Source organism: Natrinema longum, from assembly GCF_017352095.1.
Taxonomy (GTDB): Archaea; Halobacteriota; Halobacteria; order Halobacteriales; family Natrialbaceae; genus Natrinema; species Natrinema longum.
The window spans coordinates 2802946-2826073 of sequence record NZ_CP071463.1 but is presented as its reverse complement, the minus strand read 5'-3'; the positions used below and the strand labels follow the sequence as shown (position 1 = coordinate 2826073).

Annotated in this window: 26 protein-coding genes; 13 read left to right on the top strand and 13 right to left on the bottom strand. The window is 65.2% G+C overall.

Features of this window, described 5'->3' with window-relative positions; translation table 11 throughout:
- Positions 1 to 111: 111 nt before the first annotated feature.
- A complete protein-coding gene (gene glnA, locus J0X27_RS13950) occupies positions 112 to 1464 on the bottom strand; it encodes a type I glutamate--ammonia ligase (protein ID WP_207269776.1) in 1353 nt (450 codons plus the stop codon).
- Positions 1465 to 1714: 250 nt separating this feature from the next.
- Here glnA and J0X27_RS13945 point away from each other — a divergent pair, with 250 nt between their 5' ends.
- The 3 genes from J0X27_RS13945 to J0X27_RS13935 all read left to right on the top strand — a co-directional run bounded on the left by J0X27_RS13945 (position 1715) and on the right by J0X27_RS13935 (position 3499).
- Positions 1715 to 2476 (top strand): fumarylacetoacetate hydrolase family protein, encoded by a 762-nt coding sequence (locus J0X27_RS13945; RefSeq protein ID WP_207269775.1) that lies wholly within the window; start codon positions 1715 to 1717, stop codon positions 2474 to 2476.
- 86 nt (positions 2477 to 2562) lie between these two features.
- A complete protein-coding gene (locus J0X27_RS13940; protein WP_207269774.1) occupies positions 2563 to 3072 on the top strand; it encodes a YkgJ family cysteine cluster protein in 510 nt (169 codons plus the stop codon).
- Between the two features lie 142 nt (positions 3073 to 3214).
- On the top strand, positions 3215 to 3499 hold the full coding sequence (locus J0X27_RS13935; RefSeq protein ID WP_081603348.1) for a translation initiation factor eIF-1A: 285 nt from the start codon (positions 3215 to 3217) through the stop codon (positions 3497 to 3499).
- A gap of 126 nt (positions 3500 to 3625) precedes the next feature.
- Here J0X27_RS13935 and J0X27_RS13930 read toward each other — a convergent pair whose 3' ends face one another.
- Together J0X27_RS13930 and J0X27_RS13925 are read right to left on the bottom strand one after the other, a co-directional pair.
- Positions 3626 to 3799, bottom strand: coding sequence for a hypothetical protein (locus J0X27_RS13930; protein WP_207269773.1), 174 nt, complete (start codon positions 3797 to 3799; stop codon positions 3626 to 3628).
- A gap of 277 nt (positions 3800 to 4076) precedes the next feature.
- On the bottom strand, positions 4077 to 4775 hold the full coding sequence (locus J0X27_RS13925) for an SDR family NAD(P)-dependent oxidoreductase (RefSeq protein ID WP_207269772.1): 699 nt from the start codon (positions 4773 to 4775) through the stop codon (positions 4077 to 4079).
- A gap of 166 nt (positions 4776 to 4941) precedes the next feature.
- Here J0X27_RS13925 and J0X27_RS13920 point away from each other — a divergent pair, with 166 nt between their 5' ends.
- From J0X27_RS13920 to J0X27_RS13905, 4 genes are all read left to right on the top strand, one after another.
- Positions 4942 to 6441: a phytoene desaturase family protein gene (locus tag J0X27_RS13920; protein WP_207269771.1), complete on the top strand. Its 1500-nt coding sequence runs from the start codon at positions 4942 to 4944 to the stop codon at positions 6439 to 6441.
- A 72-nt stretch (positions 6442 to 6513) separates the two neighbouring features.
- A complete protein-coding gene (locus J0X27_RS13915) occupies positions 6514 to 7386 on the top strand; it encodes a prenyltransferase (RefSeq protein ID WP_207269770.1) in 873 nt (290 codons plus the stop codon).
- The gene (gene cruF, locus J0X27_RS13910; protein ID WP_207269769.1) at positions 7379 to 8359 is read left to right on the top strand and encodes a bisanhydrobacterioruberin hydratase; all 981 of its coding nucleotides are present in this window, start codon (positions 7379 to 7381) and stop codon (positions 8357 to 8359) included. The genes J0X27_RS13915 and cruF overlap by 8 nt, the downstream gene beginning before the upstream one ends.
- A gap of 92 nt (positions 8360 to 8451) precedes the next feature.
- Positions 8452 to 8613, top strand: coding sequence for a hypothetical protein (locus J0X27_RS13905; protein WP_207269768.1), 162 nt, complete (start codon positions 8452 to 8454; stop codon positions 8611 to 8613).
- Between the two features lie 86 nt (positions 8614 to 8699).
- Here the strand turns inward: J0X27_RS13905 and J0X27_RS13900 are convergent, their stop codons facing one another.
- The 3 genes from J0X27_RS13900 to J0X27_RS13890 form a co-directional block, all read right to left on the bottom strand.
- On the bottom strand, positions 8700 to 8852 hold the full coding sequence (locus J0X27_RS13900; protein WP_207269767.1) for a hypothetical protein: 153 nt from the start codon (positions 8850 to 8852) through the stop codon (positions 8700 to 8702).
- 69 nt (positions 8853 to 8921) lie between these two features.
- Entirely contained in the window at positions 8922 to 9875 is a 954-nt protein-coding gene (locus J0X27_RS13895) for a phytoene/squalene synthase family protein (RefSeq protein WP_207269766.1), read from the bottom strand.
- Positions 9876 to 9993: 118 nt separating this feature from the next.
- The gene (locus J0X27_RS13890; protein WP_207269765.1) at positions 9994 to 11589 is read right to left on the bottom strand and encodes a bacterio-opsin activator domain-containing protein; all 1596 of its coding nucleotides are present in this window, start codon (positions 11587 to 11589) and stop codon (positions 9994 to 9996) included.
- A gap of 680 nt (positions 11590 to 12269) precedes the next feature.
- On the opposite strand from J0X27_RS13890, the gene J0X27_RS13885 reads away from it, so the two are divergent.
- Both J0X27_RS13885 and msrB read left to right on the top strand, forming a co-directional pair.
- Positions 12270 to 12431: a hypothetical protein gene (locus J0X27_RS13885; protein ID WP_207269764.1), complete on the top strand. Its 162-nt coding sequence runs from the start codon at positions 12270 to 12272 to the stop codon at positions 12429 to 12431.
- Between the two features lie 124 nt (positions 12432 to 12555).
- Positions 12556 to 12957, top strand: a complete 402-nt coding sequence (gene msrB, locus J0X27_RS13880) for a peptide-methionine (R)-S-oxide reductase MsrB (protein ID WP_207269763.1) — start codon at positions 12556 to 12558, stop codon at positions 12955 to 12957.
- A 117-nt stretch (positions 12958 to 13074) separates the two neighbouring features.
- Here msrB and J0X27_RS13875 read toward each other — a convergent pair whose 3' ends face one another.
- From J0X27_RS13875 to J0X27_RS13855, 5 genes are all read right to left on the bottom strand, one after another.
- A complete protein-coding gene (locus tag J0X27_RS13875) occupies positions 13075 to 13974 on the bottom strand; it encodes an HFX_2341 family transcriptional regulator (protein WP_207269762.1) in 900 nt (299 codons plus the stop codon).
- Between the two features lie 158 nt (positions 13975 to 14132).
- Positions 14133 to 14510: a cupin domain-containing protein gene (locus J0X27_RS13870; RefSeq protein ID WP_207269761.1), complete on the bottom strand. Its 378-nt coding sequence runs from the start codon at positions 14508 to 14510 to the stop codon at positions 14133 to 14135.
- Positions 14511 to 14671: 161 nt separating this feature from the next.
- The gene (locus J0X27_RS13865) at positions 14672 to 15322 is read right to left on the bottom strand and encodes a DUF6517 family protein (protein WP_207269760.1); all 651 of its coding nucleotides are present in this window, start codon (positions 15320 to 15322) and stop codon (positions 14672 to 14674) included.
- Between the two features lie 133 nt (positions 15323 to 15455).
- The gene (locus tag J0X27_RS13860; RefSeq protein WP_207269759.1) at positions 15456 to 16943 is read right to left on the bottom strand and encodes a sodium:solute symporter family protein; all 1488 of its coding nucleotides are present in this window, start codon (positions 16941 to 16943) and stop codon (positions 15456 to 15458) included.
- On the bottom strand, positions 16940 to 17227 hold the full coding sequence (locus J0X27_RS13855) for a DUF3311 domain-containing protein (protein WP_207269758.1): 288 nt from the start codon (positions 17225 to 17227) through the stop codon (positions 16940 to 16942). Before J0X27_RS13855 ends, J0X27_RS13860 begins: the two co-directional genes overlap by 4 nt.
- Before the next feature lie 176 nt (positions 17228 to 17403).
- Here J0X27_RS13855 and J0X27_RS13850 point away from each other — a divergent pair, with 176 nt between their 5' ends.
- The 3 genes from J0X27_RS13850 (at position 17404) to J0X27_RS13840 (ending at position 20563) form a co-directional block, all read left to right on the top strand.
- A complete protein-coding gene (locus tag J0X27_RS13850; protein ID WP_207269757.1) occupies positions 17404 to 18303 on the top strand; it encodes an ArsR/SmtB family transcription factor in 900 nt (299 codons plus the stop codon).
- Between the two features lie 134 nt (positions 18304 to 18437).
- Positions 18438 to 19856, top strand: a complete 1419-nt coding sequence (locus tag J0X27_RS13845; RefSeq protein ID WP_207269756.1) for an APC family permease — start codon at positions 18438 to 18440, stop codon at positions 19854 to 19856.
- A complete protein-coding gene (locus J0X27_RS13840) occupies positions 19856 to 20563 on the top strand; it encodes a universal stress protein (protein WP_207269755.1) in 708 nt (235 codons plus the stop codon). Before J0X27_RS13845 ends, J0X27_RS13840 begins: the two co-directional genes overlap by 1 nt.
- A 15-nt stretch (positions 20564 to 20578) precedes the next feature.
- Here J0X27_RS13840 and J0X27_RS13835 read toward each other — a convergent pair whose 3' ends face one another.
- Together J0X27_RS13835 and J0X27_RS13830 are read right to left on the bottom strand one after the other, a co-directional pair.
- Positions 20579 to 21742, bottom strand: coding sequence for an MFS transporter (locus J0X27_RS13835; RefSeq protein WP_207269754.1), 1164 nt, complete (start codon positions 21740 to 21742; stop codon positions 20579 to 20581).
- Between the two features lie 136 nt (positions 21743 to 21878).
- The gene (locus tag J0X27_RS13830) at positions 21879 to 22634 is read right to left on the bottom strand and encodes a universal stress protein (RefSeq protein WP_207269753.1); all 756 of its coding nucleotides are present in this window, start codon (positions 22632 to 22634) and stop codon (positions 21879 to 21881) included.
- A 107-nt stretch (positions 22635 to 22741) separates the two neighbouring features.
- Between J0X27_RS13830 and J0X27_RS13825 the strand changes: the two genes are divergently transcribed.
- Positions 22742 to 23065, top strand: a complete 324-nt coding sequence (locus J0X27_RS13825) for a tRNA-binding protein (RefSeq protein WP_207269752.1) — start codon at positions 22742 to 22744, stop codon at positions 23063 to 23065.
- Positions 23066 to 23128: the final 63 nt, after the last annotated feature.

Genomic DNA, 23128 nt, shown 5'->3' with positions numbered 1-23128 from the left:
GAAGCGACGGCCGCGTCGCCGTTCCCGCGACAGTTGATACAGACGGGGTCGGATCCCGGACGATTCCCGTGCCCGAACGAGCCGACCGCGAACGACCGTTTCGACGGCAGCTCAGAACGTCTCGAGGTAGCGCTCGAGCTCCCAGTCGGAGACGTCGACGAGGTAGTCTTCGAACTCCTGTTCTTTGGCTTCGACGAACTTCGGCCCGACGTGCTCGCCGAGTGCCCCGTAGATGACCTCGTCGTCCTCGAGTGCCGCGACGGCTTCGCCGAGGTTCGTCGGCAGCGTCTCGATGCCGTACTCCTCGCGTTTCTCCTCGTCGAACTCGTAGATGTTCTCCCGAACCGGGTCCGGACACTCGAGGTCGCGTTCGATCCCGTCGAGGCCGGCGTGGATGAGCGCCGCCAGCGCGAGGTAGGGGTTACACGACGGATCGGGGAAGCGAGCCTCGATGCGCGAGGCGGCCGGGACGCGGGCCGCGGGCTTGCGGATCAGCGCCGAGCGGTTGCGGTCCGACCAGGCGACGTAGACTGGTGCCTCGTAGCCGGGCACGAGCCGTTTGTAGCTGTTGACCGTCGGGTTCGAGACCGCCGTGATCGCCGGCGCGTGCTCGAGGATGCCGGCGATGAAGGAGTGGGCGGTCTCCGAGAGGTCGAACTCGTCGTCCTCGTCGTGGAAGGCGTTCTCACCGTCCTCGAACAGGGAGAGGTGGGTGTGCATACCCGAGCCGTTGATGCGCGGAATCGGCTTGGGCATGAAGGTCGCGTGCTGGTCGTGCTGGGCGGCGATCGCGCGGACGACGGTACGGAACGTCGCGACGTTGTCGGCCGTCGAGAGCGCGTCGTCGTACTCGAAGTTGATCTCGTGTTGGCCGCGAGCGACCTCGTGATGGCTCGCTTCGATCTCGAAGCCCATGTCCTCTAAGCCGTAGATGATGTCGCGGCGAACGTCGCTGGCGAGGTCTTTCGGCGCGAGGTCGAAGTAGCCGCCGTGATCGCCCGTCTCCGTCGTGGCGCGGCCCTCCTCGTCCTCCTCGAAGAGGAAGAACTCCGGCTCGGGCGCGGCGTTGACCGTGTAGCCCAGATCGTCGGCACGCTCGAGTGCGTTCTTGAGGACGCGTCGCGGGTCGCCCTCGAAGGGTTCGCCCGTCGAAGTGTCGATGACGTCGCAGATCATCCGGGCCGATGCACCGTCCTCGCGGTTTTGCCACGGGAGGATCGCGAACGTGTCGGGGTCGGGCTTGAGCCGCATGTCCGATTCCTGAATGCGAACGAACCCCTCGATCGAGGAGCCGTCGAAGTAGATCCCTTCGGTGAAGGCCTTCTCGGCCTGGCGTGCGGGCACGGAGACGTTCTTGACCGTCCCCAGAATGTCGGTAAACTGCAGCCGAAGGAAGTCGATGTCTTCGTCTTCGATCTCGTCCAGTACGTCCTCTTCCGCGGCGGTCAGGTTTCCGTTCGTCATCTTCTGCTCGCCTAAGCAAACGGATTCTACTATTAAAGCTCTACTGTTGTGGGCGAATATACTCAAATATGGATAAAACTGGTCATTCGAATACTATAATATGGCGTATTCGGAACGAGGATGACATCGATCGGAAAACGGGCATCACAATTGGATGCTCGTGTACTGTCGTCTCGAGCGACCCGGTCGATCCGGACCGGTTCGGCCGCGAACCGGTACCACTAATCTCCCGGCCTCGAGACCGCCGACAATGAAACTCGCGCGGATCGCGACCGACGATGGCCCGGTATCCGGACGATACGAGGACGGCGTCGTTCACGCCGCCGACGGCGTCTACGAGGTCGGGGCGGACGAAGGGTTCCTGCCACCCTGTGAGCCCTCGGCGCTGTACTGTATCGGCCGGAACTTCGCGGCGACGATCGACCAGATGTCCTACGAACGCCCCGACGAGCCCGATTTCTTCATCAAGCCGCCGGCGTCGCTCGTCGGCCACGGCGATCCGATTCCGTATCCGACAGTCACGAACGAACTGACCTACGCCGGCGAGCTCGCGGCCGTCATCGACGAGCCCTGTCGGAACCTCTCGGAAGACGAGGTGTCCGGGGTCGTCCGCGGCTACACGATTCTGAACGACATGGACGCGCTCGACCAGGGCGAGCGGACGCCCCGGAAGGCCTTCGACGCGTCCGGCCCGCTCGGGCCGTGGATCGAGACCGCGGTCGAGCCGACCGACATCGACATGTACACCGACGTCGCCGGCGAGCGCCGCCAAGAGGCCAACACCGAACTGATGTTGTTCGACCCCGACGAGATCATCGCACACCTCTCCCGCCGGGTCACGTTCCGTCCCGGCGACGTCGTCTCCTTCGGCAGTCCCGCCAACCCCGGTCTCGTCGAACCCGGCGACACCGTCGAAATCACCTACGAAGGCGTCGGCACGCTCCGCAACACCGTGGTCGATGCGAGCGAGCGCGAGACCCTGCCGCTCGAGCGGGAGACGGTCCGCACGTAGAACGGGGCAGGAGCGTTCGGGGAAGCGGCGACGGCTCGAAACGACGGGTAGAAAGGCACTTTACGGCGAGCGCCCACCGACGACACGTGAGCGCCGACCACCGACGCGTCGAGGTGTATCCCGACCGCGAGGTCGTCGTCGAGTTCGATCCCGAGCTTACCTTCGAGTGCGTCGACGACTGCACGTGGTGTTGTCACCACGGCGTGCTCCTCTACGACAGGGACCTCCTCGAGTTGGCCCAGCGGGCGAACCTCGCCGAGACCACGACGGAGTTTCGCGGCGAGAAATTCGTCACGCGCGAGGGCAAAGACCGCGAGGACCACGTCGGCGAGGACGGTTCGGCCTGTGCGTTCCTCCGGGAGGACGGCCTCTGTTCGCTCCACCTCGAGGAGGACTGGAAACCCACCCGCTGTTCGGTCTTTCCCCTCGGCGTCTGGCTCGAGGACGGCGACCTCCACGTCGACATTCGTGACTCGGCCCACGAGCACTGCGAGGGACTGAACGTCAGCGAGCGCAGCGTTATCGACAACCTCGAGGCATTCCTGCCGGAACTCCTGTGGGAACTCGAGAATCCGGATTCGGATCGCGAATTGTAGCCGGCGAATCGACAGTGATTCGTCCGACGAACGGTCACGATCGGAGGGCCGTTCGGACGAGCGGTAAACGGATTTTCACCAGTACGGCCCACGCTACCACGACTCCCCAACCATTTAAACGTCTACCGCACGTAGTTAAACTGTGACAGAAGACTCCGGGCGACGGAACCTCCGTATGCCCAACAGCGATGAAGTATTCGCCGTCGTAACCGAACACCTCGGAGGCAACCACGTTCGCCTCCGCTGTGAGGACGGCGAGGAGCGACTCGGCCGCATTCCGGGTCGCATGAAATACCGAACCTGGATCGAGCAAGACGACATCGTCGTCGCCGAACCCTGGGACTGGCAAGACGAGAAAGCCACCATCGAATGGCGCTACACCGGCCAGGACGCAGATCAACTGCGTCGTGAAGGCCACATCGATTGATCCCCGGTATCGGTTCCGATAACTACTAGATTTCTCCTACCGATCGGTTGCCCGTAGCGGCCGCGCTGGCGCTCGTATTCGATGGCTCGCCGATATTTCGGTGACAGGACCGCAAAAGGAGGCGTGTTAACAGAAGTATACCCAGTAGGTATGGCCCTGTGAGCACGTGACCGTGGTGTGATCGCCGAACGCCGCGATCGATTTCCGCACTTTCACCTCCGTCTCCCCGCCGGGGAGCGGGACGCTCGCGTTCTCCCCACAGTGCGGGCAGGTGACCGCTTTCGTTGCAACTTCGTTCATCTCCGTTCACCACGATACCACACAACACGGGTGCGCATAACCGTTGTCGTCAGTCGGACCGACGCGAGACGGTGCTCACGCGAGCGTTCGCTCCGTCGTGTGTCCGAAGAACCAGTCGAATCGACCGTAGCGAACCACGAGCAGTCGTTACTCCCGATGGTCGGTCCGTGCACTGACGCGCATCTCGACGTAGCGGTCCGCCCAGGTCCGGAAATGCAGTCGGAGCGACTCGAGGCAATCGGGTACTCGACTACCGCAGCGACCGAGTTTTCGAGCGTTACCGCGTCGCTTGCTTCCACTCGCGCAGTCCGACGACCGCCCCGTCGACGGCCGTTGGCTCCGCCTCCGTCGCCGCCCAGACGAACATCGGAGCGACGGCGTCCGGGTCGCGGCCGTTCCCTCCCGACAGCCCCGTCGCGACGATCCCGGGGTCCAGACAGCCCACGACGTAGTCGGTGTCGGCGGCGAAGCCGCGAGTCACCGCCTCCGCCGTCGCCTTCGAGATCGCGTAGGAACCGTATCCCGCTTTCCCGTCTCGAGCCACCGAGCCCGTCGGCACGAGCACCCGCGCCCCGTCGTTCAGGTGGGGCAGCGACTCGCGGATCGTCGCGTAGACGCCGCGACCGTTCGTCCGCCAGTGATCGTCGAACGCGGTATACGACTCGTCGTCCGTCGGCGTCTGCCCCGCCTCGCCGTGGTAGACGCCCGCTGCGGGGACGACGACGTCGATACCCGTTTCCCCGCCCGTCCGCGAGGCGGTCTCGGTCAACCGCTCGAGGTCGTACTCGTCGCGAACGTCGGTCCTGTGGCCGTCTGCGCTCACACCCGTCGCCTCGAGCGCGTCGACGGTCGCGTCGACGTCCGTGCCGTCTCGAGCGCCGACGACGACGGCCGCTCCCTCGGCTGCGAACGCTTCGGCGACGGCGCGTCCGATACCGCGCGTTCCACCGGTCACGATGGCTGTCTGGCCGTCCATACGTCCGTTACGGACCCGAGCCACAGGAACCCACCGGACGATCGACCCCCGGTGATCGCGACCGATGCCACGGGATGCCGTCTCTCCAGTTCGTTTCGACGACCGATCGGATTCCCTACCTATGTATGAGATACGTTTAACAGCGGTCCGATACGTACGTTCGACCATGCAATCGCTGTCCGGTGAGTCGGTCGTCGTGATCGGGAGCGGGATCGGTGGGCTCTCGACGGCCTGTTACCTCGCCGATGCGGGTGCCGACGTCCGCGTCATCGAGAAGAACGAACAACTGGGTGGCCGGGCGAGCCGCCTCGAGAAGGACGGATTCAAATTCGACATGGGTCCTTCGTGGTATCTGATGCCCGACGTCTTCGAGCGGTTCTTCGCCCACTTCGATCGGACGCCGAGCGACTACTACGAGCTCTCGCATCTCGATCCCCATTACCGAATCTTCTTCAAAGACGGTGACCAGGTCGATATCACGCCGGACCTCGAGCGGACGAAAGCCGTCTTCGAGGAGTACGAGCCGGGTGCCGGCGACGCACTCGAACGCTACCTCGAGAAGTCACGGGAGAACTACGAGGTCGGAATGAAACACTTCGTCTACGAGGATCGGGAACGCCTGCGCGATTATCTGGATCTCGACGTGGCTCGACAGGCGCGGGGGCTCTCGCTTTTGGGCTCGATGCAGGGTCACGTCGAGGACTACTTCGACCATCCGAAACTCCAGCAGATCATGCAGTACACGCTGGTGTTCCTGGGCGGTTCGCCGACGAACACGCCGGCGCTGTACAACCTGATGAGCCACGTCGATTTCAACCTCGGCGTCTGGTACCCCGACGGCGGGATCGGTGCGGTCATCGACGGGGTCGCGGAACTGGGTGCGGAACTCGGCGTCGAGTACGAGACCGATCGTCCCGCGACGGAGATCAAGGGCCACACGGGCGGGTTCGAGGTCGAAACGCCCGCTGGGCCGGTCCGATCGGATCTGGTCGTGAGCAACGCCGATTACGCACACACCGAACAGGAACTGCTGACTCCCGAACGGCGCGGCCACGACGCCGATTACTGGGACGAACGGACCTACGCGCCCTCCGCCTTCCTGCTCTATCTGGGCGTCGAGGGCGACGTCGACGAACTCGCCCACCACACGCTCGTGTTGCCGACCGACTGGGAGGAGCACTTCGATCAGATCTTCGAGGCTCCCCAGTGGCCCGACGACCCCGCCTACTACCTGTGTGTGCCCTCCGAAACCGACGACGCCGTCGCGCCCGAGGGCCACAGCGCCCTGTTCGTCCTCGTCCCGATTGCACCCGGACTCGAGGACACCCCCGAACGACGCGAGGAGTATCGCGACCTCGTCCTCGAGGACATCGCCGCGAATACGGGGACCGACCTCCGGGAGCGGATCGTCCTCGAGGAGCGGTTCTCGGTCGACGACTTCGCCGGCCGGTACAACAGCTACGGCGGGACGGCGCTGGGACTGGCCCACACGCTTCGGCAGACCGCGCTCTTCCGACCCCCACACCGGTCGAAAGAAGTCGACGGACTCTACTTCGTGGGCGGTGACACCACACCCGGTATCGGCGTCCCGATGTGTCTCATCAGCGGCGATCTGACGGCCGAGAAGGTACTCGAGGATCACGGCATCGCGGCGCGACCGTCGTGAGCTACGAATGAGTCGTCGGGACGAACGGAGCCCGGTCCGAACCCACGATCGCACACGCTCGAGACTCCAACGATGACTTCGAAATCCGCGGCGGCGAGTGAAGCCAGCGTCGGCGACCAGCTGTCGTACCTGCTGACCCTCTCGCGGCCGCGCTTCTGGCTGTATCTGGCCGGCCCCGTCGTCGTCGGAGTCGCCTACGCCGCGGCGTCCGTCGACGACCTGTTTACCCCGGCCACGATCGCCCTGTTCGCGTACTTCCTCCTGCCGGCGAACGTCTTCCTCTATGGCATCAACGACGTCTACGACCGGGAGATCGACGCGGCGAACCCGAAGAAGGACGACCGGGAGACGCGGTACCGGGGACAGCGGTACGTTCCCCTCGCCGTCGGGCTCTGTGGAGCCCTGCCGTTGCTGTTCGCGCCGCTGCTGGCCAGAGCCGCGATACCGTGGCTCGTCGCGTTCCTCCTCCTCGGTGCGGCCTACAGCGCGCCGCCGGCCAGGTTCAAGACGACGCCGCCGCTCGATTCGCTCTCGAACGGGCTCTACATCACGCCGGGCGCGGCCGCATACGCCGCCGTTTCGGGCACACAGCCGCCCCTCCTCGCGATCGCGGGCGGCTGGCTCTGGGCGATGGGGATGCACACCTTCTCGGCGATCCCCGACATCGAGCCCGACCGCGAGACCGGTATCCGAACGACCGCGACGGTACTCGGCGAACGTCGGACCTACGGCTACTGTGCCGGCTGTTGGCTCGCGAGCGCGGCCGCGTTCGGAACGCTCGACGTCCGGCTGGGGGCGCTCATGCTCGTCTATCCGGGGCTCGTCGCCGCGATCGCCACCGCGAGCGTCGCCGTCGACCGAGCGTACTGGTGGTTCCCGGCGATCAACACCGTCGTCGGCGCGCTCCTGACGATGGGCGGCCTCTGGAGGCTCCTCCATGGATAGCGGCGACTCGAATCGACCCCGCTCGAGTCCGGGTTCGGACCCCGCCTCGAGGTCGGGGACGGACGCTCCCTCGGGGCCGTCCCCTCACGAGCGGGACGGCAGAGACGGGTCCCACGGCGAACGCGCCCGCACCGAACGTGGCGCGACACGAGCGGCGGTCCAGCGCCGGCTCGAGGCCCTCGTCCGCGAGAATCGGTTCACGATCGCGGTGGTCTTCCCGGTGATCGGGGCAGTGACGCTGGTCGCGAGCGCCGAGGAGCTGTTGCCGCCGCCGCTCGCGTACAACCCCCTGTTGATCCTGTTCGGGACGCTGGTGATGCGCTCGCCGCTGGTCGTCGCCCTGTTGCCCCGCATCGATCGGCGGGCGATCGCCTCTCTCGGCCTCCTGACTGTGTACACGTACGCGATCGAACTCGTTGGCGTGCGGACGGACTGGCCCTACGGTGCGTTCGAGTACGGGATTCGGCTCGGGCCGATGGTGGGTGGCGAGATCCCCCTCGCCCTCCCGCTGTTTTTCGTGCCGCTAGTACTCAACGCCTACCTGCTGACGCTGCTGGTCTTCGGCGAACGGGCCGAGAACGTGTTCGTGCGAGTGCCCGGGGCGATCGCCGCCGTCGTCGCGATCGACCTCGTGCTCGACCCCGCAGCCGTCGCGATCGGCTTCTGGGAATACGTACCGCCGGGGGGCTACTACGGCGTCCCCGCCTCGAACTACCGGGGGTGGCTCCTCTCCGGGACCGTCGCCGTCCTCCTCGTCGAACTGGCCTTCGATCGCGCGGCGCTGCTCGAGCGGGTCCGAACCTGTTCGTTCGCACTCGACGATCTGGTGAGCTTCGTGTTGCTCTGGGGGGCGATCAACGCGCTGTACGGCAACTGGCTGGCCGCTGGAGTCGCGGGCCTGTTCTGTCTCGGGCTGTTGCGGACCGACCGCTACGACCTCGCGACGATTGCGAACCGGTCGCTCGGATCCTAACACGGCGGAGACGTGGACCGAATCGGAACGGGTCGTGGCCGGGACGAGTATGCCAGGGAGTTACTTTTGCGTGTGTGACTGTTGTCACCACTATGGCGACTCGTGAACCGATCGAGTGTCCGGTCTGTCGGGAACCGCCGGCCGCCGATCAACAACTCGAGGAGCATCTGGTCGACGAACATCCCAAACGCAAGCTCGCGAAGTTCATCGTCGCCGAAACGACCGCGCTCGCGAGCGACGATATTTCGGAGTAGCGCCGGCACGACGGCGATCGCTCCGACCCGGCGGCTCATACGGTTTGCTGTAACGATTCACCGGCGATGACGTACAGGAGACCGTCTCACACGAACAGGCTCGAGATGGCGTCGCCGAACAGGAGCAACGACACCACGGCGGCGATCGTCAGGGCGAGCCAGATACCGAGCCCGATCGCCGTCGTGCGTGCCATCTGTCGTTCTTCGTCACCGATCCCGGAACTGGTTTCCGTGGCCATACGCGGCCGTTTTGCTGCGAGGACAACGAACGGTGAGCCACTATATCGAGGGGCTTGATACTGCGACGGTTACGACCGGGTGGGAACGCCGTCCCCGTGTTCGGGGCTGTGTCGGTCTCGGTCGGCAGTTGGAACCGCCGAGACCCGCTGGAACACTGCTTCGGGATCTCGATTCCAGTGCCAGTGCCAGCGCGTCTTCGCGAGACACCACAACTTCCGTGCCGTCGACAGCGACGGCTCCGCCGAAAGCACGTCGTACTCCTGATTGCGGATGACGGTGTGGTGTTCCGCGTAGAGAACCGCCGCCAACAAGACCGGGAGCTGACAGTCCTCGGGTAAGTACCTGATCCCGGCGACGCCCTCCCGATAGAGCTCTTCGGTCCGCTGGAGCTCGGCGGCCATCGCCGCCCCGAACGACTCGGTGTACTCGAGCCGTTCGATCTGTTCGGTGTCGACCCCGTGGTCCCGCAGCGTTTCCTGAGGGATGTAGATCCGATCGCGCTCGAGGACGTCCTCGCGGACGTCCCGCAGGAAGTTCGTCATCTGGAACGCCTCGCCGAGCGTGACGGCGTGGGGAAGCGCCGTCTCCTCGGCCTCCGGCTCCATGATCGCGGTCATCATTACGCCGACCGACGCGGCCGACCCCCGCATGTAGGACTCGAGGTCGCTGTAGGTTTCGTACCGGCTGGTCTCGATATCGGTCGCCATCGCGTCGATGAACGTCTCGATTTCCGCGTCGTCGATCCCGTATCGCTCCGTGAGTTCCCGGAACGCCTCGAGCACCGGATCGTCGGGTGGTTGCTCGCCCAGCGCCTGGGCTCGAATGGCCTCGAGTTGCGCGCGCTGTGTCTCCGGATCGACGTCCGCCGCGTCGTCGACGACCTCGTCCGCGATCCGGAAGAACGCATAGAGGACGTGCGTGGCGTGGCGCACTCGCTCGGGAAGGAACCGCGTCGCGAGATAGAACGTCTTCCCGGTTCGCTTCTGTATCGTCTTGCCTGCGTCGATGTGTTCCTGTTGCATTCTCTGCCCCGTTGACCCTCCGACAGTGAACGGATGTATATGATACGACAGATGCATATAAAATACCACCCCCTCACTATGTTCGGGCGACCGCCGGACGCAGTGCCAGCACGGCGGATCACTCGAGGAGTTCGTCGAGGAGTTTCCGCTGGGCAGTCCGCAGATGCTGGTGGTACGTCGACCGGGAAATGTCCATCGACGCGGCCAACTCCTCGCCGGAGATGTCTCGGGGCCACTCGAAGTAGTTCGCGTAGTAGGCCTTTCGAAGCGCCATGAGCTGTCGGTCGGTCAGCGACGACTCGAGTCGCGTCACGATGTCCTTCCGGGTCCGGGTGGGTTCTTCCGTTTCGTGATAACTATCGAGTTCGACGCGGTCGTATCGGCGCTCGAGCAGGTCGTACGCCGACCGTGCGGACCGTCCGTCGGGAAGTTCGAGGACGAGATCGGCGACGCCGTCGGTGACTGTCAGCTCCTGGATCACCCCACCGTACTCGCTCAGCGCCGTCACGAGTCCGTCTTCGGCCTCGACCTCGAGGACGGTGTCGCTCTCGGTCTCGGAGAGGATTTCTACGTCGCGTCCGTTCGCGAACGCGTTCTGCACGCTGGCAGCGTCGAGTTCGCGATCGGCATGGAGGAAGACGAGCGGCGTCCCGTCCGCATCGTAGGTCACGCCGCGGTAGGTGATCGTGGCGTCGACGGCAGTCGACAACGCCGTGACGAACAACGACGGGTCCTCGAGGGAAACCGCCATGGAGACGACGGTCTCGGTCGTGAGCATCCGCCTGACTTCGAGTGCGTTCATCGCGGTCGCGATCGTCTCCGCCAGCGACTCGAGAACGAAGCGTTCCCGTTCGTCGAAGGCCTCGGGATCGGCGGCGAACACGACGAGGACGCCGTAGGTGATCTCACCGTACGTCAGTGGCAAGGCGATGATCGATCGGACGTGTTCGCCGGCCTCCGCTGGCCACCATCGGTCGGCATCGTCGAACGCATCGAGATCCTGGATAACGTGTGGGTCGCCGTCCTCGAACGCCCGAATCGCGGGATGGCGTTCGTCGGTCCCGATGACGAGTTCGTCGTCCTCGAGGGAAACGTCCCCCTCGCTGGCCCACTCCTGGGGGGACAGCCGTCGGTTCGTGACGTCGGCCCGGCCGATCCACGCGAGCGCGTAGGGATCGGTTTCGGTAAGCCGCGCACAGACTTCGCGTTCGATCTCTCCCCGCGTCTCCGCACCGACGGCGGCGTCGGTGACGTCACGGACGAGCCCGTCGACGCGCTCGAGGACGTGTTCGAGCGCCTGCCGTTCGTCGCGGACCTGTTGGGCGTTCTCTTCGGCGGCGATCTCGGCGAGTTTCCGCTCGGTGATCTCGACGTGGACGATCGACACCAGTCGCTCGTCGCCGTCGCGAAACCGGCTGGCCCGCATCATGAACCAGCGCTTTTCCGTCGGTGAGTGACAGGGGTACTCCATCTCGAAGGACTCCTGGTCGCCGTCGAGCACGCGCTCGATCCCTGCAACCGCACGAGTGGCGTGTTCGTCGTCCGCAGTCGCGGCAGTCGCAACGTAGTCGACACCGAGGTGGTCCTCGCTCTCGGGAGCGAACTCGCGCCAGGATCGGTTCGTCAGCCTGATCTCGCCGTCGTCGTCGATGACGGCGATGGTGATCGGGAGCGTCTCGAGCGTCGCCGCAGCGAGGTCCTGCCGGGAAGCCATCGCCTGCGAATACGTCCTACCCTGGCTTAACGCTTAACAGGAGTGGCACGCACACGGGGACGGAATCGACAGTTCGACGACCGTTCCGGTGCTCTCTGCCGATCGGATCTCCTGAACCGACCGGCCGGTTTGCCAGCAAGAGGGCTGCTCCCGTCCGTTTCTACCAGTCGTACGAACGGGATGGCTCCGATCGTCCGGTTCGCGACCGAGCGGTCGCGTTGGGCAGTCAATATTTATATAGATGTCCGTTGACAACCCCCACGGAGATCGGGTGTGCTGGACACCTCATCCACGCGAGCGACGATCCGAGCGCTGAGACGGTCTGCTGTACCGATGTCCCGGTGGGACCGCAGGGCGGTCCCGGTCCCACCGGCTTACAGTAGTTCGTATGAGACCGGGTGGGGAACGACGACACCGATTCACTCGAAGTCGGGGCCTCGAGGGCGCAGCGACACCGACGAGCCGATCTCCGATCGAACCCAACGCGGTTCGACGGGCCTGACGGCACGCATCGGCGTGGTCGGCCCGGACGAGCAACGCGGTCCACGCTCACCCCTGTCAATCGTGGCGTAGCGGTGACCGGTCGTCGTTCGACGACCGGTCACAGCTCCCGTTGGTATCCCCGATAGTCGCAACTGCCTGCATAAACGCCTATGTGACCCTATGACATATCACGGAGTATGGCAAGCGACCACCGCACGCGCGAACGGTCACGGTGTCGGAACTGTGGGTTCGAAGCACCTTGCGGGGACGACGAATGGCAGCGGATCGAGGTTCCGAAACTCGGCCGGATGACCCAGTGTCCCGACTGTGAGAGTACGGACGTCATCACCAGCCGGTGAGTCGGCCCGCTCGAGTCGAGGCTCCGTCTCCATGGGTTGTGGACACCGCTCCCGATGAGCGATCGGGCCGCGACCGGCCACCGGGGCAGACAGACTCTTGAGTGTCTCCCACTAACGGCCACCCATGAGCAACGAGCCGAATGCCGTCCCGACGAGCGACGAGGAGTGGCGCGAGGAACTGAGCGACGCGGAGTACCGGATCCTTCGCGAGGCCGGCACTGAAACCCCGTTTAGCGGGGAGTACGTCGATCACAAGGCGGACGGTTCCTACGCCTGTGCCGGTTGCGGGGCCGAACTGTTCGACTCCGAGACGAAGTTCGACGCCGGCTGCGGGTGGCCCAGTTTCTACGACGTCGACGACGACCTGGTCGAAACCCGAACCGACACCAGCCACGGCATGCGCCGCACCGAGGTCCTGTGTGCCAACTGCGGCGGTCACCTGGGCCACGTCTTCGAAGACGGCCCCGACCCGACGGGCAAACGCTACTGTATCAATTCCCTCGCCCTCGAGTTCGACGAGGAGTGATCGCCATTCCCGACGGACCAACCGCGCGAACACCGCGGCCTCCTTCTCTCGACTATCACGCCTCGGGCTGCTCTGATCCGGCGGACGCGAGACGGCCGACCGATCGGCCGGTCGTCGCTACCTCGAGTCGTCGTCGGAATGGGCTCGCACCCACAACTCGCCGATACGGGAGAGCCGCGTCCGGTAGGACTTGCCGTGTTCCTCGCGTTCGATGTAGCCCTTGCCGCCGGGACCGAGCCGATCGACGTTGTAGATGACCTTCGACCGGAAGCTATCGGTGTACTCCTCGTTGAGTTCGCGGGCCAGCGACTCCGCGAGTTCCGAGACGGAGTCGAACTCGCCGTCCTCGCCGAGCTTGTAGAGGATGAGTTCCTCGAAGGGCTTGACGTTCGAGAAAGAGGCGACCGGCAACTCGACGATGTGGTTGCCGTCGATCTCCTTCGCGCCGATCGTCGTCCCGCGCTCGTCGAACTCGTCTAACAGATCGCACGCGCTCTCGAGGCGGCTCGTGATCCGGTCGTCCGCGATGTCGTCGACCTCGCCGAGGTCCTCGAGCAGCGTGATCTGCTCGCGCAGTTCCTCGGCGAGTTCGGTCTCGAGGTACTTCTCGGGGGCGGTGTAGTAGGTGTGGATCCCCTCGCGGTCCTCCTGGCGTTCGACCATCAGCGAGTGGGCGGCGTTGGCGAAGGCGAAACTCACCGTCCGGGGCATCGCGGCGACGTTGACCCAGACCTCGTTGCCCCGGTCGAGCTCCGCGGTGATGAGCTCGTAGGCCTGCTCGAAGGCGTCGTCGTAGTCGTAGACGTCCTCTAAGACGAACCGCTCGGTCTCGGCCCCGAGCAGGTTCTTGAAGTCCGTCTCGAGTTTCTTCGAGAGATGTCGCGAGTACTCGACGTTGGCCTCGCTGCCGACGGCCCCCTCGAGGAGAATGACGCTGTCGACGTCGATCTGATCGCGCACGAGGGGCGCGATCAGCCGGTCGTAGTCGAAGCCGACCGGAACGATGTGCGTTTGCATACCCGATACGTTGCGGTGCTGTTTATAAAAAGCACCAGTTCTCGTACCGTTGGTGTGGGGATCGTCGGTGTCTGCCGCTGTGTCGTCCGTGGCCCATCCACCTGGACGGAGAAGAGACGTGACGATTTAGTATCTCTTTTAATGATTTGAATGTGATATTATGGGTCGTATGGCTGCCCGCCGTCGTTCGTCGGCGCACCCATCGCGAGGACGCGGACGGTGTCAGTCGACTCGTCAGAGTTGAACGCGCGGTGTGGGTTGCCCGGTTCCACGAGGAACGCGTTCTCCGCCTCGACGTCGTAGGTGCGCTCGGGGGTTTCGACGTTGAGCGTCCCCGAGAGGACGTAGAACGCTTCCTCTTGGGTTTCGTGATAGTGATACTGGAGCGGGAGCTGTTCGCCGGGTTCGGCGACGTACAGCCGAGCGCCGAGCTGGTCGAACGTGATCCCGTCGTCGGCACCAGTGATCGAGTGGGTCCGGCATGGCCGATCCGACAGCCGACCGTGCGTCTCGGGATCCACGACTTGGTAATCCATACCACTCGGTTGTCTCCCTGAGGATAAATTAGTATGGTTTTTGATACCCGTCGTATCAGATACTCGAACCTGAATTCGCGGTCGGGATCGGAGGAGGTGATGTGACTGGTCGGGCCGGAGACGAGGACCCGACGGACGCTCGAGCCCGCTCGTGAGCCGAATCAATCGTCTGACGCGGGCTCGAGGTCGAGTCCCCGGAACAGATCGACGATCGCCTCGCGGTCGCGGGTCGGATCGACGTCGAGGGCGGCCGCGAGCAGGTCCGCGTCGTCGGGGGCCTCCAGCGGGACGATGCCGCCGGCCATTGCGTACGCGTCGGCGGCGGGCCAGACGGCGACGTGGGCTTCGGCGTCGATCGTCGCGCTTTCGTCACCGGTGTCGTCGCTCGTACCGCCGTCGGTCGCCGTCGCCCCGTCGGTCGGATACGCCACCTCGAGGACGGTGAGATGGCCGACGGCTCCATCGGGCCGGTCGATGAACTCGCTCGCGCGTTCCCCGCCGACGGCGATGCCATCGTCCTCGACGGTCTCGACGAATACCTCGCGGGCTTTGGGGGCGGCCAACTCGAGGGCGTCGCCGGGGTCGAGCCCGATCGCCGAGAGGGAGGGGCTGATCGCGAGGTCGACGGTGAACAGCGATCGGGCCGGGACGTCGCCGTCGGCGCGGAGCCGCTTGAGGGCGTCGGCGGTCGGTCGGTGTTCGAAGACGGTCGTTTCGGCGGTAACCGTCGCCAGCGAGAGGCTGCGTTCGTCGGTTCGGCCGCCGAGACGACGCCAGTCGTCGGCGACTGCGGGCGGCAGGTCGATAGCCATCGCCGTCGCGTACACGGGCGGGGCGGTTCAGGGTGGCGGTTCCGAGTCGATCGGACGGACTACCGTACGTCAGTGCCGTCCCAGCCGCGACCCGTCCTGCGGGTGCGCCGGTCGGTCGGTACGGCAACCCGCATCAGTCCGCGCCCAGTCGGTCGAAGTAGATCGCGCGCCGTTCGGCGGCCGCCGGCGACGTGACGAGCGACACGACGACGGTGACGACGAGTCCGAGTCCCATGCCGACGATGCCGGCCGACCAGCCGGCGTAGGAGTTCGGAACGACAGCGAGGAAGAGACTCAGGATGTAGAAGAGCTGGCTCGCTACCACTCCGGCAGTGATGCCCGCTCGCGTGGTTCCGCGCCAGTAGAGGGCGAGGATGATCGGCAGTGCGAGTTGGGCGAAGCCGCTGAAGGCCGCGTTGCCGATTTCGAACAGCGTCGCGGGCTGGAACAGACTGACGACGAACGCAGCGGTGGCAAAGAGGACGACACCCACGCGGGCGATCAGATCCTCCGAGCGTTCGGAGACGACCACCCCAAAGAACCCGAGGATCGGTCGAAAGAGGTCTCGCGTGAAGTACGACGACCCCGACAGCAGCATCGAGTCGGAGGAAGACATCATCGCAGCCATCGCGCCGGCGATGACGAGCGCGGCGAACCAGGTCGGCGTGAATTCGGCGAGGACCAGCGGCAGGACGTTCGCACCCTCCGGAACCGCCACCTCGAGGCCGGCGGCCCACGCGCCCAGCATGAACGAGGGGACGAAGAGGAGGACACAGAGGATCGGCCAGAGAACGAAGGACTGTTTGAGGACCGTTTTGGATCCCGCGGCGAAGAAGCGCTGGTTGACCTGTGGGAACATCGCGACGCCGAAGCCGATCGTGATCGCCGTCGAAAGCATCCACGGGACCGTGTAGTAGTCGCTGCCCAGCGAGAGGAAGCCGCCGGTGTCGGGGTTGGACGCGAGCGCCTCGGTCGCAGCGCCGGGGCCGCCGACGGCCGCGAGTACCCACAGCAGGGCGACCCAGGTGGTGACGAGCATGAACGCACCCTGGAGCGTGTCGGTCCAAGCGATGCCGCGCATCCCCGCGACCACGACGTAGAGGATCATGAACGCGGTGATCAGGCCGGCCCCGGCGGCGTAGGAAACCGCGCCCTCGGTGAGCGCCTCGAGGGCAGTCCCGGCACCGACCTGCTGGAGCATGACGTACGGAAAGAGCCACACGAGGCTGACAACGGCGACGAGCCCGCGGAGCCACCACGAGCCAAAGCGGTCGCCGAGCATCTCCCCGAGGGTAACGTAGCCGTATTGCTGGCCGAGCAGCCACTGCTTGTAGCCGACGACGTACCAGAGTATCGCGAAGATGATGCCGTCCATCAGCCCCATGACGAGGATCCACTCGGGACCCTGCGCGTAGGCGATGTTCGGGCCCGCGAAGAAGGTAAACGCCGACAGCAGCGTCGCGAAGGTCGTAAACAGCAAGACGACCGTCCCGAGCGTTCGGCTCGCCAGATAGAAGTCCTCGGCCGTGCGGTCGGTCAGTCGGTAGGCGACCAGCCCGACCGCGAGCGCGATCACGAGGTAGCCGACGATGATAGCCAACTGCAGCGTGACCGGTCTCACGGCGGATCACCACCGGGTTGCCGGTCTCGAGCGCGATCGGGATCGGTCAGCCCCTTGCCCCGTGAGCCCCGACCCCCTCCGTCGGTTTCGACGCCGATTCCCCATGCTCGCTGTGTGAAGACCCAGAAGACGGCCGACGCCAGCACCATCCAGCCGACGTGCCACCAGAGCCAGACCGGAAGCCCGGCGACGACGGCTGCCGAACCCCACAGGAACCACGGGATCGCGAGCCCCGCGAGGACGACCGCGATCACGAGCCAGAGTCCCAGTTCGTTCCGGCGCATGTGTGACCCTTTGTCCCGGTATGGGTAACTCTTACTATTCGATCCAAGATATCGAAGAGATTTATTCATCGGTCCGGGATCCCGATGGCGTGTGGCGGTTTTTCGTAGCTAAAATCGCGTTTTCACCGAGGAAAAAGAGTATGTACGTCTGACATCGACTAGAAATCGACACCCGTATGGCCCGTTTGTTCCCCTTTCGCTCCGAGACGGCTCCCGAAGAGGGCCAGCCCCGCGTCGTCGACCTCGAGGGCGAGGACGCCGACGCGGTGTTCGGCGCGCTCTCCTCGACGACGGCACGGGAGATCTATTCGCATCTCGACGACGAACCCGGCGCACCCAGCGACGTCGCCGACGCGATCGACTCCTCGATCCAGAACGTCCGCTACCACCTCGAGAAGCTCGAGGACGCCGGACTCGTCGAGGTGGTCGACACCTGGTACTCCTCGCGTGGCAACGAGATGAGCGTCTACGCGACGACCGACGGGCCGTTGATCGTTACCAGCGACAAATCGCGGGCGACACAACTGAAGGAGGCACTCTCGCGCCTGGTCGGCGGTATCGGTGTACTGGCGGGCGGGAGCTTGCTGGTCCAGTACGGGGTGACCCGATGGCTCGGGCAAACCGGCACGAGCCCTACACCGGGCGGGACCGAACAGCCGGCAGCGGGCGGCAACGGGGGTCAATCGGACGGAGCGACCACCGAGTCGACCGACGAACGCTCGCGGGACGATCAGGCTGCGGATTCGGCCGACGACGGCATGGATGCCGAGACGACCGACGGCGGGGCCGACGGCGGAGACGACGTCGGTATCGCGGATGTGGAGAACCAAGACGGCGGCTCCACCGAAAACGCCGGGGGCGGGGACGCCGGGGCCGGGGATTCGGGGTCGGTAGATCCGGCGCTCGAGGCCGACAACGAGACGCTGCAAAACGCCACCGACGGGGCCACGGACGCGGCGGAACCGGTCCTCGAAACCGTCCCACCGGGACTGCTCTTCTTCCTCGGCGGACTGGCCGTCCTGCTCGTGATCGTGGCGTACTGGTACTGGTATCGGCCGCGGTATCGCATCAACTGAACCGGTGTGTGAGCGGGGGCAATGACGACTCGAACGGAATCGAATCGACGATATAGGTCGATCGATGCCGACGGCGGTCCCAGCGACGTGCAGCCAGCAGTAGAGATTTATGGACCGCACGAATCATTGTCATCATGGGCGACACGTCGTCGACCGGTGGAACCAACATCGAAGGGGAGTCGCCACAGGTCGAGCCGACAGTCGAGACCGACGAAGCCACGATTACCGACGATGCCGAACTCGAGCGGACGCTCGGGCTCTCCGGTGGATTAGCGATCGGGATCGGGACGATGATCGGGGCCGGCATCTTCGTCTTTCCGGGGCTGGCAGCCGGGGAGGCCGGCCCCGCTGCGGCAGCGTCGTTCGCCGTCGGCGCGCTCGTCGCCCTTCTGGTCGCGTTGCCGACCTCCGAACTCGCGACGGCGATGCCGAAAAGCGGGGGCGGCTACTACTATATCTCCCGCGGGCTGGGCACGCTCGCCGGGACCGTCGTCGGGCTGTCGCTGTGGTTCGGACTGGTGTTCGCGACGGCGTTTTACCTCGTCGGCTTCGGCTACTACGCCGTCGATACGCTCGCGGAACTCGGCGTCGCGGTCGGTGACGGCCTCGTCATTCCGCTGGCGCTGTTGTTCGGCGCGGGCTTTACCGTTTTGAACGTCACGGGGACGGAAAACGCGGCGAAACTCCAAAACGGAATCGTCGCGTTGTTGCTGTCGATTCTCGTGGTTTTCCTCGGATACGGCGGACTCGATGCAGTCGGTCTCGTCGGCGAATCGACCGCCCCCGAGCAGTTCGCACCGTTCGGGACGCTCCCTATCCTGACGACCGCGGCGCTCGTGTTCACCTCGTATCTCGGGTTCGCACAGGTGGCGACCGTCGCCGGGGAGATGAAAGATCCCGGTCGAAACCTGCCGCTGGCGATGGTCGGCTCCGTGGTCATCGTCGGCGTTCTCTACGTCGTGACGGTCTTCGTCGCGACGAGTGCGTTCGGGAGCGAGCAACTCTCGGAATTCGGCGAGACGGCGATGGTCGAGGTCGGCCGCCACTATCTCGGCGCGGCCGGGGCGTTCGCGATCGTCTTCGGCGGACTGCTCGCGACGATGTCGAGTGCCAACGCGTCGGTCCTCAGCACGTCTCGAGCCATCTACGCCGTCTCGAAGGACGCCCTGTTACCGCGACGCGCGAGTCACATCAATCTCCGCTATGGCACGCCACACGTCGCGCTCGGGATGGCCGGTGGGCCAATACTCTTGTTGGTCGCGACCGGCCGCGTGGAACTGCTCGCGGAAGTCGCCTCGTTTCTGCACCTCGTCATGTACGGGCTGATCTGCGTGGCGCTGCTCGCAGTGCGCCGCGACGAACCGGAGTGGTACGATCCCGACTTCCGCGTTCCCGGCTATCCGGCCGTCCCGATACTCGGTGCGCTCGCCAGTTTCGCCCTGATCGGATTCATGCAACGCACGTCACAGTTCATCGGTATCGGTATCATGATCGTCACTGCCGGGTGGCACGCCTACTACGCCCGGGACGTGACGCTGAAGGGGGTCCTCTAATGACACACGTACTCGTTCCGCTGGCAATACTCGAGGGTGAATCGATTTCGGCTGGACTGACGACGCTGCTCGAGCCGATGGACGTGACCGTGCTTGGCTATCACGTCCTGCCCGAGCAGACGCCGCCGGACCAGGCCCGACTCCAGTACGAGGAGCAAGCGACCGATGCGCTGACCGATCTCGTGGCGGAGTTCGAGGCGGCCGGCGGGCGGGCCGACCACCGCCTCGTGTTCACGCACGACCGGGAGCAAACGATCGATCGAATCGCATCGGAGACAGGAGCGGACGCCTACGCGATCACGGGTGTGACTGGGCCGATCGAGCGACTTCTGGTGACAGTGACGGGCACCGTCGCCGTCGAACGGATCTGCGCGTTCGTCGCCGAACTGGTCGACGAGCGCGGAATCGATATCACGCTCTTTCTCGCGACCGACGACGGGACCGGCGGGCGGGAGTCGCTCGAGTCCGCGGCCACGCTCCTCTCGGAGCACGGCATCGACGTGGAGACCGAACTCGCCGTCGACGAACCCCCCGTCGAGGGGCTTATCGACGCCGCGGCCGGCCACGACGCCGTCGTTATGGGCGAACGAGCCCCCTCGCTCCGGTCGTTCCTCTTCGGTGAGGAGGCCGAACGCGTCGCTGCCGAGTCGGTCGGGCCAGTACTCGTCGTCCGAAACCCCGAGGAACCTGACGACGCGAGTCGTTAGAGCCGAGGCGGCAGACTACGAGACGCTCCGATTCGGCCGGAACCACAGCATCGTGACGAGCATCGCGACGTTGAGTCCCAGGAGCACGATGAACGACGGACCGTAACTGCCGAGTAAATCACGCGCCCCGCCGATGGCAACGGGGCCGACCGCGCCGACGACGTAGCCCACGCCGATCATCATCGCGGTGAGCCGGCCGGCGGCGTCCGCGTTCGGGGCCAAATCGCTCGGAAGCGTCAGACCGAGCGCGAACAGCCCTCCCATCCCGATGCCGGTGAGGATGCCCCATCCCCACGGACTCACGAACGGGAACCAGACGAACCCCCCGAGACCGATCGCGTTCAGGACGCCCGCCAGCACGAGCCACGGCCGGCGATCCGTCCAGCGGTCGGCCAGCGCCGGAATACCGAGGGAGCCACCCAGCTGTGCGATCACGAACAGGGTCAGGACGAACCCCGCTTGTTCCGTCCCCCACCCCAGATCGACGTACAGCGGTGCGAGCCACGTCAGCTCAGAGTAGTACAGAAGTGTCTGCGCGCTGAAAAACAGCGTCGTGATCCACGCCCCGGTGTGCCGCCACGGAAGCCGTTTCTGCGTCGACTGCGCCCCACGCGAACCGGCGTCGTCGGACCGACTGATCGGTGCCCAGACGGCGGCGGCGATACCGGCCAACACCGCCCAGACGGCGAGTGCCCTGGGCCACGATCCGAGAACGCCAGTCAGCGGGGCGGTTCCGCCGGCTGCCACGGCCGCACCGATGCCCAGGCTCGTGGTGTAGAGCCCGGTCACGAGTGCTGCCCGTTCGGGAAAGTAATCGTTGACGATCGACGGCAGGAGCGTCTGGCTGATCGCGATCCCGATGCCGATCGAGACGGTGGTCCCGAACAGGACGATCGCGGTCGCCCCCCAGACCCGTAGTGCCGTCCCCACACCGACGAGGACGGTCGCCCACAGAATCGCACGTTCCCGCCCGAGCAGCCGGGAAACGGGTGCTGCGGAAAACGCGAAGATCCCTATCAGAAGCGTTGGAACCGTCGTAAGCAGGCTCACCGCAGTGTAACTGAGTCCCAGATCGGCGCGGATCGCCTCGAGCACCGGCGGTATCGACGTGATCGCCGGCCTGAAGTTCAGTGCGACCAGCAGTAGGCCGATCAGCAGTACCGTTCGGTTCCGTTTCACCTGCTCGGTCTATCAATCCAACTCCAGTAAATAAGTCTTGTATCTTCACTCCGCGTCGTGTTCGCCGCGAGTCAGACAGAACGTGGCGAATCCGGTCGCGGACGGATCGATCGAACGGGGGACGACGGTTCGTCCGTTATCCGTCGTCGACCGCGTCCTCCTCGTCCGATTCGAGATACTCGCCGCGAATCACGAGCACCGGATCGACCGTCCGACGGGCCAGCCGTTCGGCCCGGTCGCGAAAGACGAACCGACGGATCGACGGCCGGCTTTCACCCGCGACGAGGAGATCGTGCTCGGTCGCGGCCTCGAGAATGGCGTCCGTGGGCGAATCGTCGACGACGACCCTGCTGTCGATTCGGCCCGTATCGACTCCTACCGCGACCAGTTCCGAACGTGCCGCCTCGAGGAGTTCGACTCCCCCGTCACGCGCTGTCTCGTCCGAGACGACGTGAAACAGCATGAGTTCGAGGGCCGTGTCGGTGAGGATCGTTCCGAGCAGCCCCGCGATGTGTTCGACGTTGACGTCGCTACGTATCGCGACGAGTACCGTCTCGAGGACGGGTGCCGGATTGAGCACCAGGACGGCGTCACAGGATTCGTCGACGGCGACGCGTTCGAACGTCTTCAGCCGGTCGTGGGTGAACGCCGATCGCGACGTGACGTCACAGCCGGCGTCTTCGAACACCGTCCGGAGTTCCGCGAGTTCCGCCTGCACGCGGTCGCCGTACTGTTCGCGTGCCTGATCGGGCCCGGTCTGGTCGGGCAACTCGCGATAGCCGAGCAAGACGACCGGAATCGACGCGAACGCGTCGACGATCGTTCGCGGCACGCTCTGGCCCTCGAGAACGTCGACTGGAACCAAGACGCGGTGATCTCGCTGTGCTGACATCGTTCGGGTTCCATCCCCCTACCACGGAGAGCATAATAGATCCCGTGCCGGCGACCTCGTCTCGAGAACCGGGAGCTATAGTAGTTGTCGGCAGGATATCCCGGGACATGGTCGAGAGCCCGTTCGACGTAACGATCGAGGTCGGCGACGTGATCGACGCCGAACCGTTCCCCGAAGCGGAGAAGCCCGAGATGACCAAACTGTGGATCGACCTCGGCGACGAGGAGATTCGGTCCGCCGCCCAGCTCGACTACCACTACGACGCCGACGATCTCGTCGGTCGCCAGGTGCTGTGTGCGACGAACCTCGGCTCGGTGCGGATCGCCGGCTTCAAATCCGAAGCGCTGACCGTCGGCGTTCCCAGCGAGGAAGGGTATCCGGTGTTAGTGTCGCCGGACGAAGACGTGCCCCTCGGCGCGCTGTTGTACTGACCGGGACTCCCATTCGGGCGTACCGGGAACTGAACCTGATGGGGTCGCCGGTCGCCGACCGAC

Bases quoted from the DNA above. Each gene is read 5' to 3' on its own strand.
- J0X27_RS13885 (WP_207269764.1), top strand. From the start codon at position 12,270: ATGGCAAGCGACCACCGCACGCGCGAACGGTCACGGTGTCGGAACTGT.
- J0X27_RS13905 (WP_207269768.1), top strand. From the start codon at position 8,452: ATGGCGACTCGTGAACCGATCGAGTGTCCGGTCTGTCGGGAACCGCCG.
- J0X27_RS13840 (WP_207269755.1), top strand. From the start codon at position 19,856: ATGACACACGTACTCGTTCCGCTGGCAATACTCGAGGGTGAATCGATT.
- glnA (WP_207269776.1), bottom strand. From the start codon at position 1,464: ATGACGAACGGAAACCTGACCGCCGCGGAAGAGGACGTACTGGACGAG.
- J0X27_RS13850 (WP_207269757.1), top strand. From the start codon at position 17,404: ATGGCCCGTTTGTTCCCCTTTCGCTCCGAGACGGCTCCCGAAGAGGGC.
- J0X27_RS13945 (WP_207269775.1), top strand. From the start codon at position 1,715: ATGAAACTCGCGCGGATCGCGACCGACGATGGCCCGGTATCCGGACGA.
- J0X27_RS13845 (WP_207269756.1), top strand. From the start codon at position 18,438: ATGGGCGACACGTCGTCGACCGGTGGAACCAACATCGAAGGGGAGTCG.
- J0X27_RS13925 (WP_207269772.1), bottom strand. From the start codon at position 4,775: ATGGACGGCCAGACAGCCATCGTGACCGGTGGAACGCGCGGTATCGGA.
- J0X27_RS13825 (WP_207269752.1), top strand. From the start codon at position 22,742: ATGGTCGAGAGCCCGTTCGACGTAACGATCGAGGTCGGCGACGTGATC.
- J0X27_RS13930 (WP_207269773.1), bottom strand. From the start codon at position 3,799: ATGAACGAAGTTGCAACGAAAGCGGTCACCTGCCCGCACTGTGGGGAG.
- J0X27_RS13830 (WP_207269753.1), bottom strand. From the start codon at position 22,634: ATGTCAGCACAGCGAGATCACCGCGTCTTGGTTCCAGTCGACGTTCTC.
- J0X27_RS13895 (WP_207269766.1), bottom strand. From the start codon at position 9,875: ATGCAACAGGAACACATCGACGCAGGCAAGACGATACAGAAGCGAACC.
- msrB (WP_207269763.1), top strand. From the start codon at position 12,556: ATGAGCAACGAGCCGAATGCCGTCCCGACGAGCGACGAGGAGTGGCGC.
- J0X27_RS13855 (WP_207269758.1), bottom strand. From the start codon at position 17,227: ATGCGCCGGAACGAACTGGGACTCTGGCTCGTGATCGCGGTCGTCCTC.
- J0X27_RS13920 (WP_207269771.1), top strand. From the start codon at position 4,942: ATGCAATCGCTGTCCGGTGAGTCGGTCGTCGTGATCGGGAGCGGGATC.
- cruF (WP_207269769.1), top strand. From the start codon at position 7,379: ATGGATAGCGGCGACTCGAATCGACCCCGCTCGAGTCCGGGTTCGGAC.
- J0X27_RS13890 (WP_207269765.1), bottom strand. From the start codon at position 11,589: ATGGCTTCCCGGCAGGACCTCGCTGCGGCGACGCTCGAGACGCTCCCG.
- J0X27_RS13915 (WP_207269770.1), top strand. From the start codon at position 6,514: ATGACTTCGAAATCCGCGGCGGCGAGTGAAGCCAGCGTCGGCGACCAG.
- J0X27_RS13900 (WP_207269767.1), bottom strand. From the start codon at position 8,852: ATGGCCACGGAAACCAGTTCCGGGATCGGTGACGAAGAACGACAGATG.
- J0X27_RS13865 (WP_207269760.1), bottom strand. From the start codon at position 15,322: ATGGCTATCGACCTGCCGCCCGCAGTCGCCGACGACTGGCGTCGTCTC.
- J0X27_RS13870 (WP_207269761.1), bottom strand. From the start codon at position 14,510: ATGGATTACCAAGTCGTGGATCCCGAGACGCACGGTCGGCTGTCGGAT.
- J0X27_RS13875 (WP_207269762.1), bottom strand. From the start codon at position 13,974: ATGCAAACGCACATCGTTCCGGTCGGCTTCGACTACGACCGGCTGATC.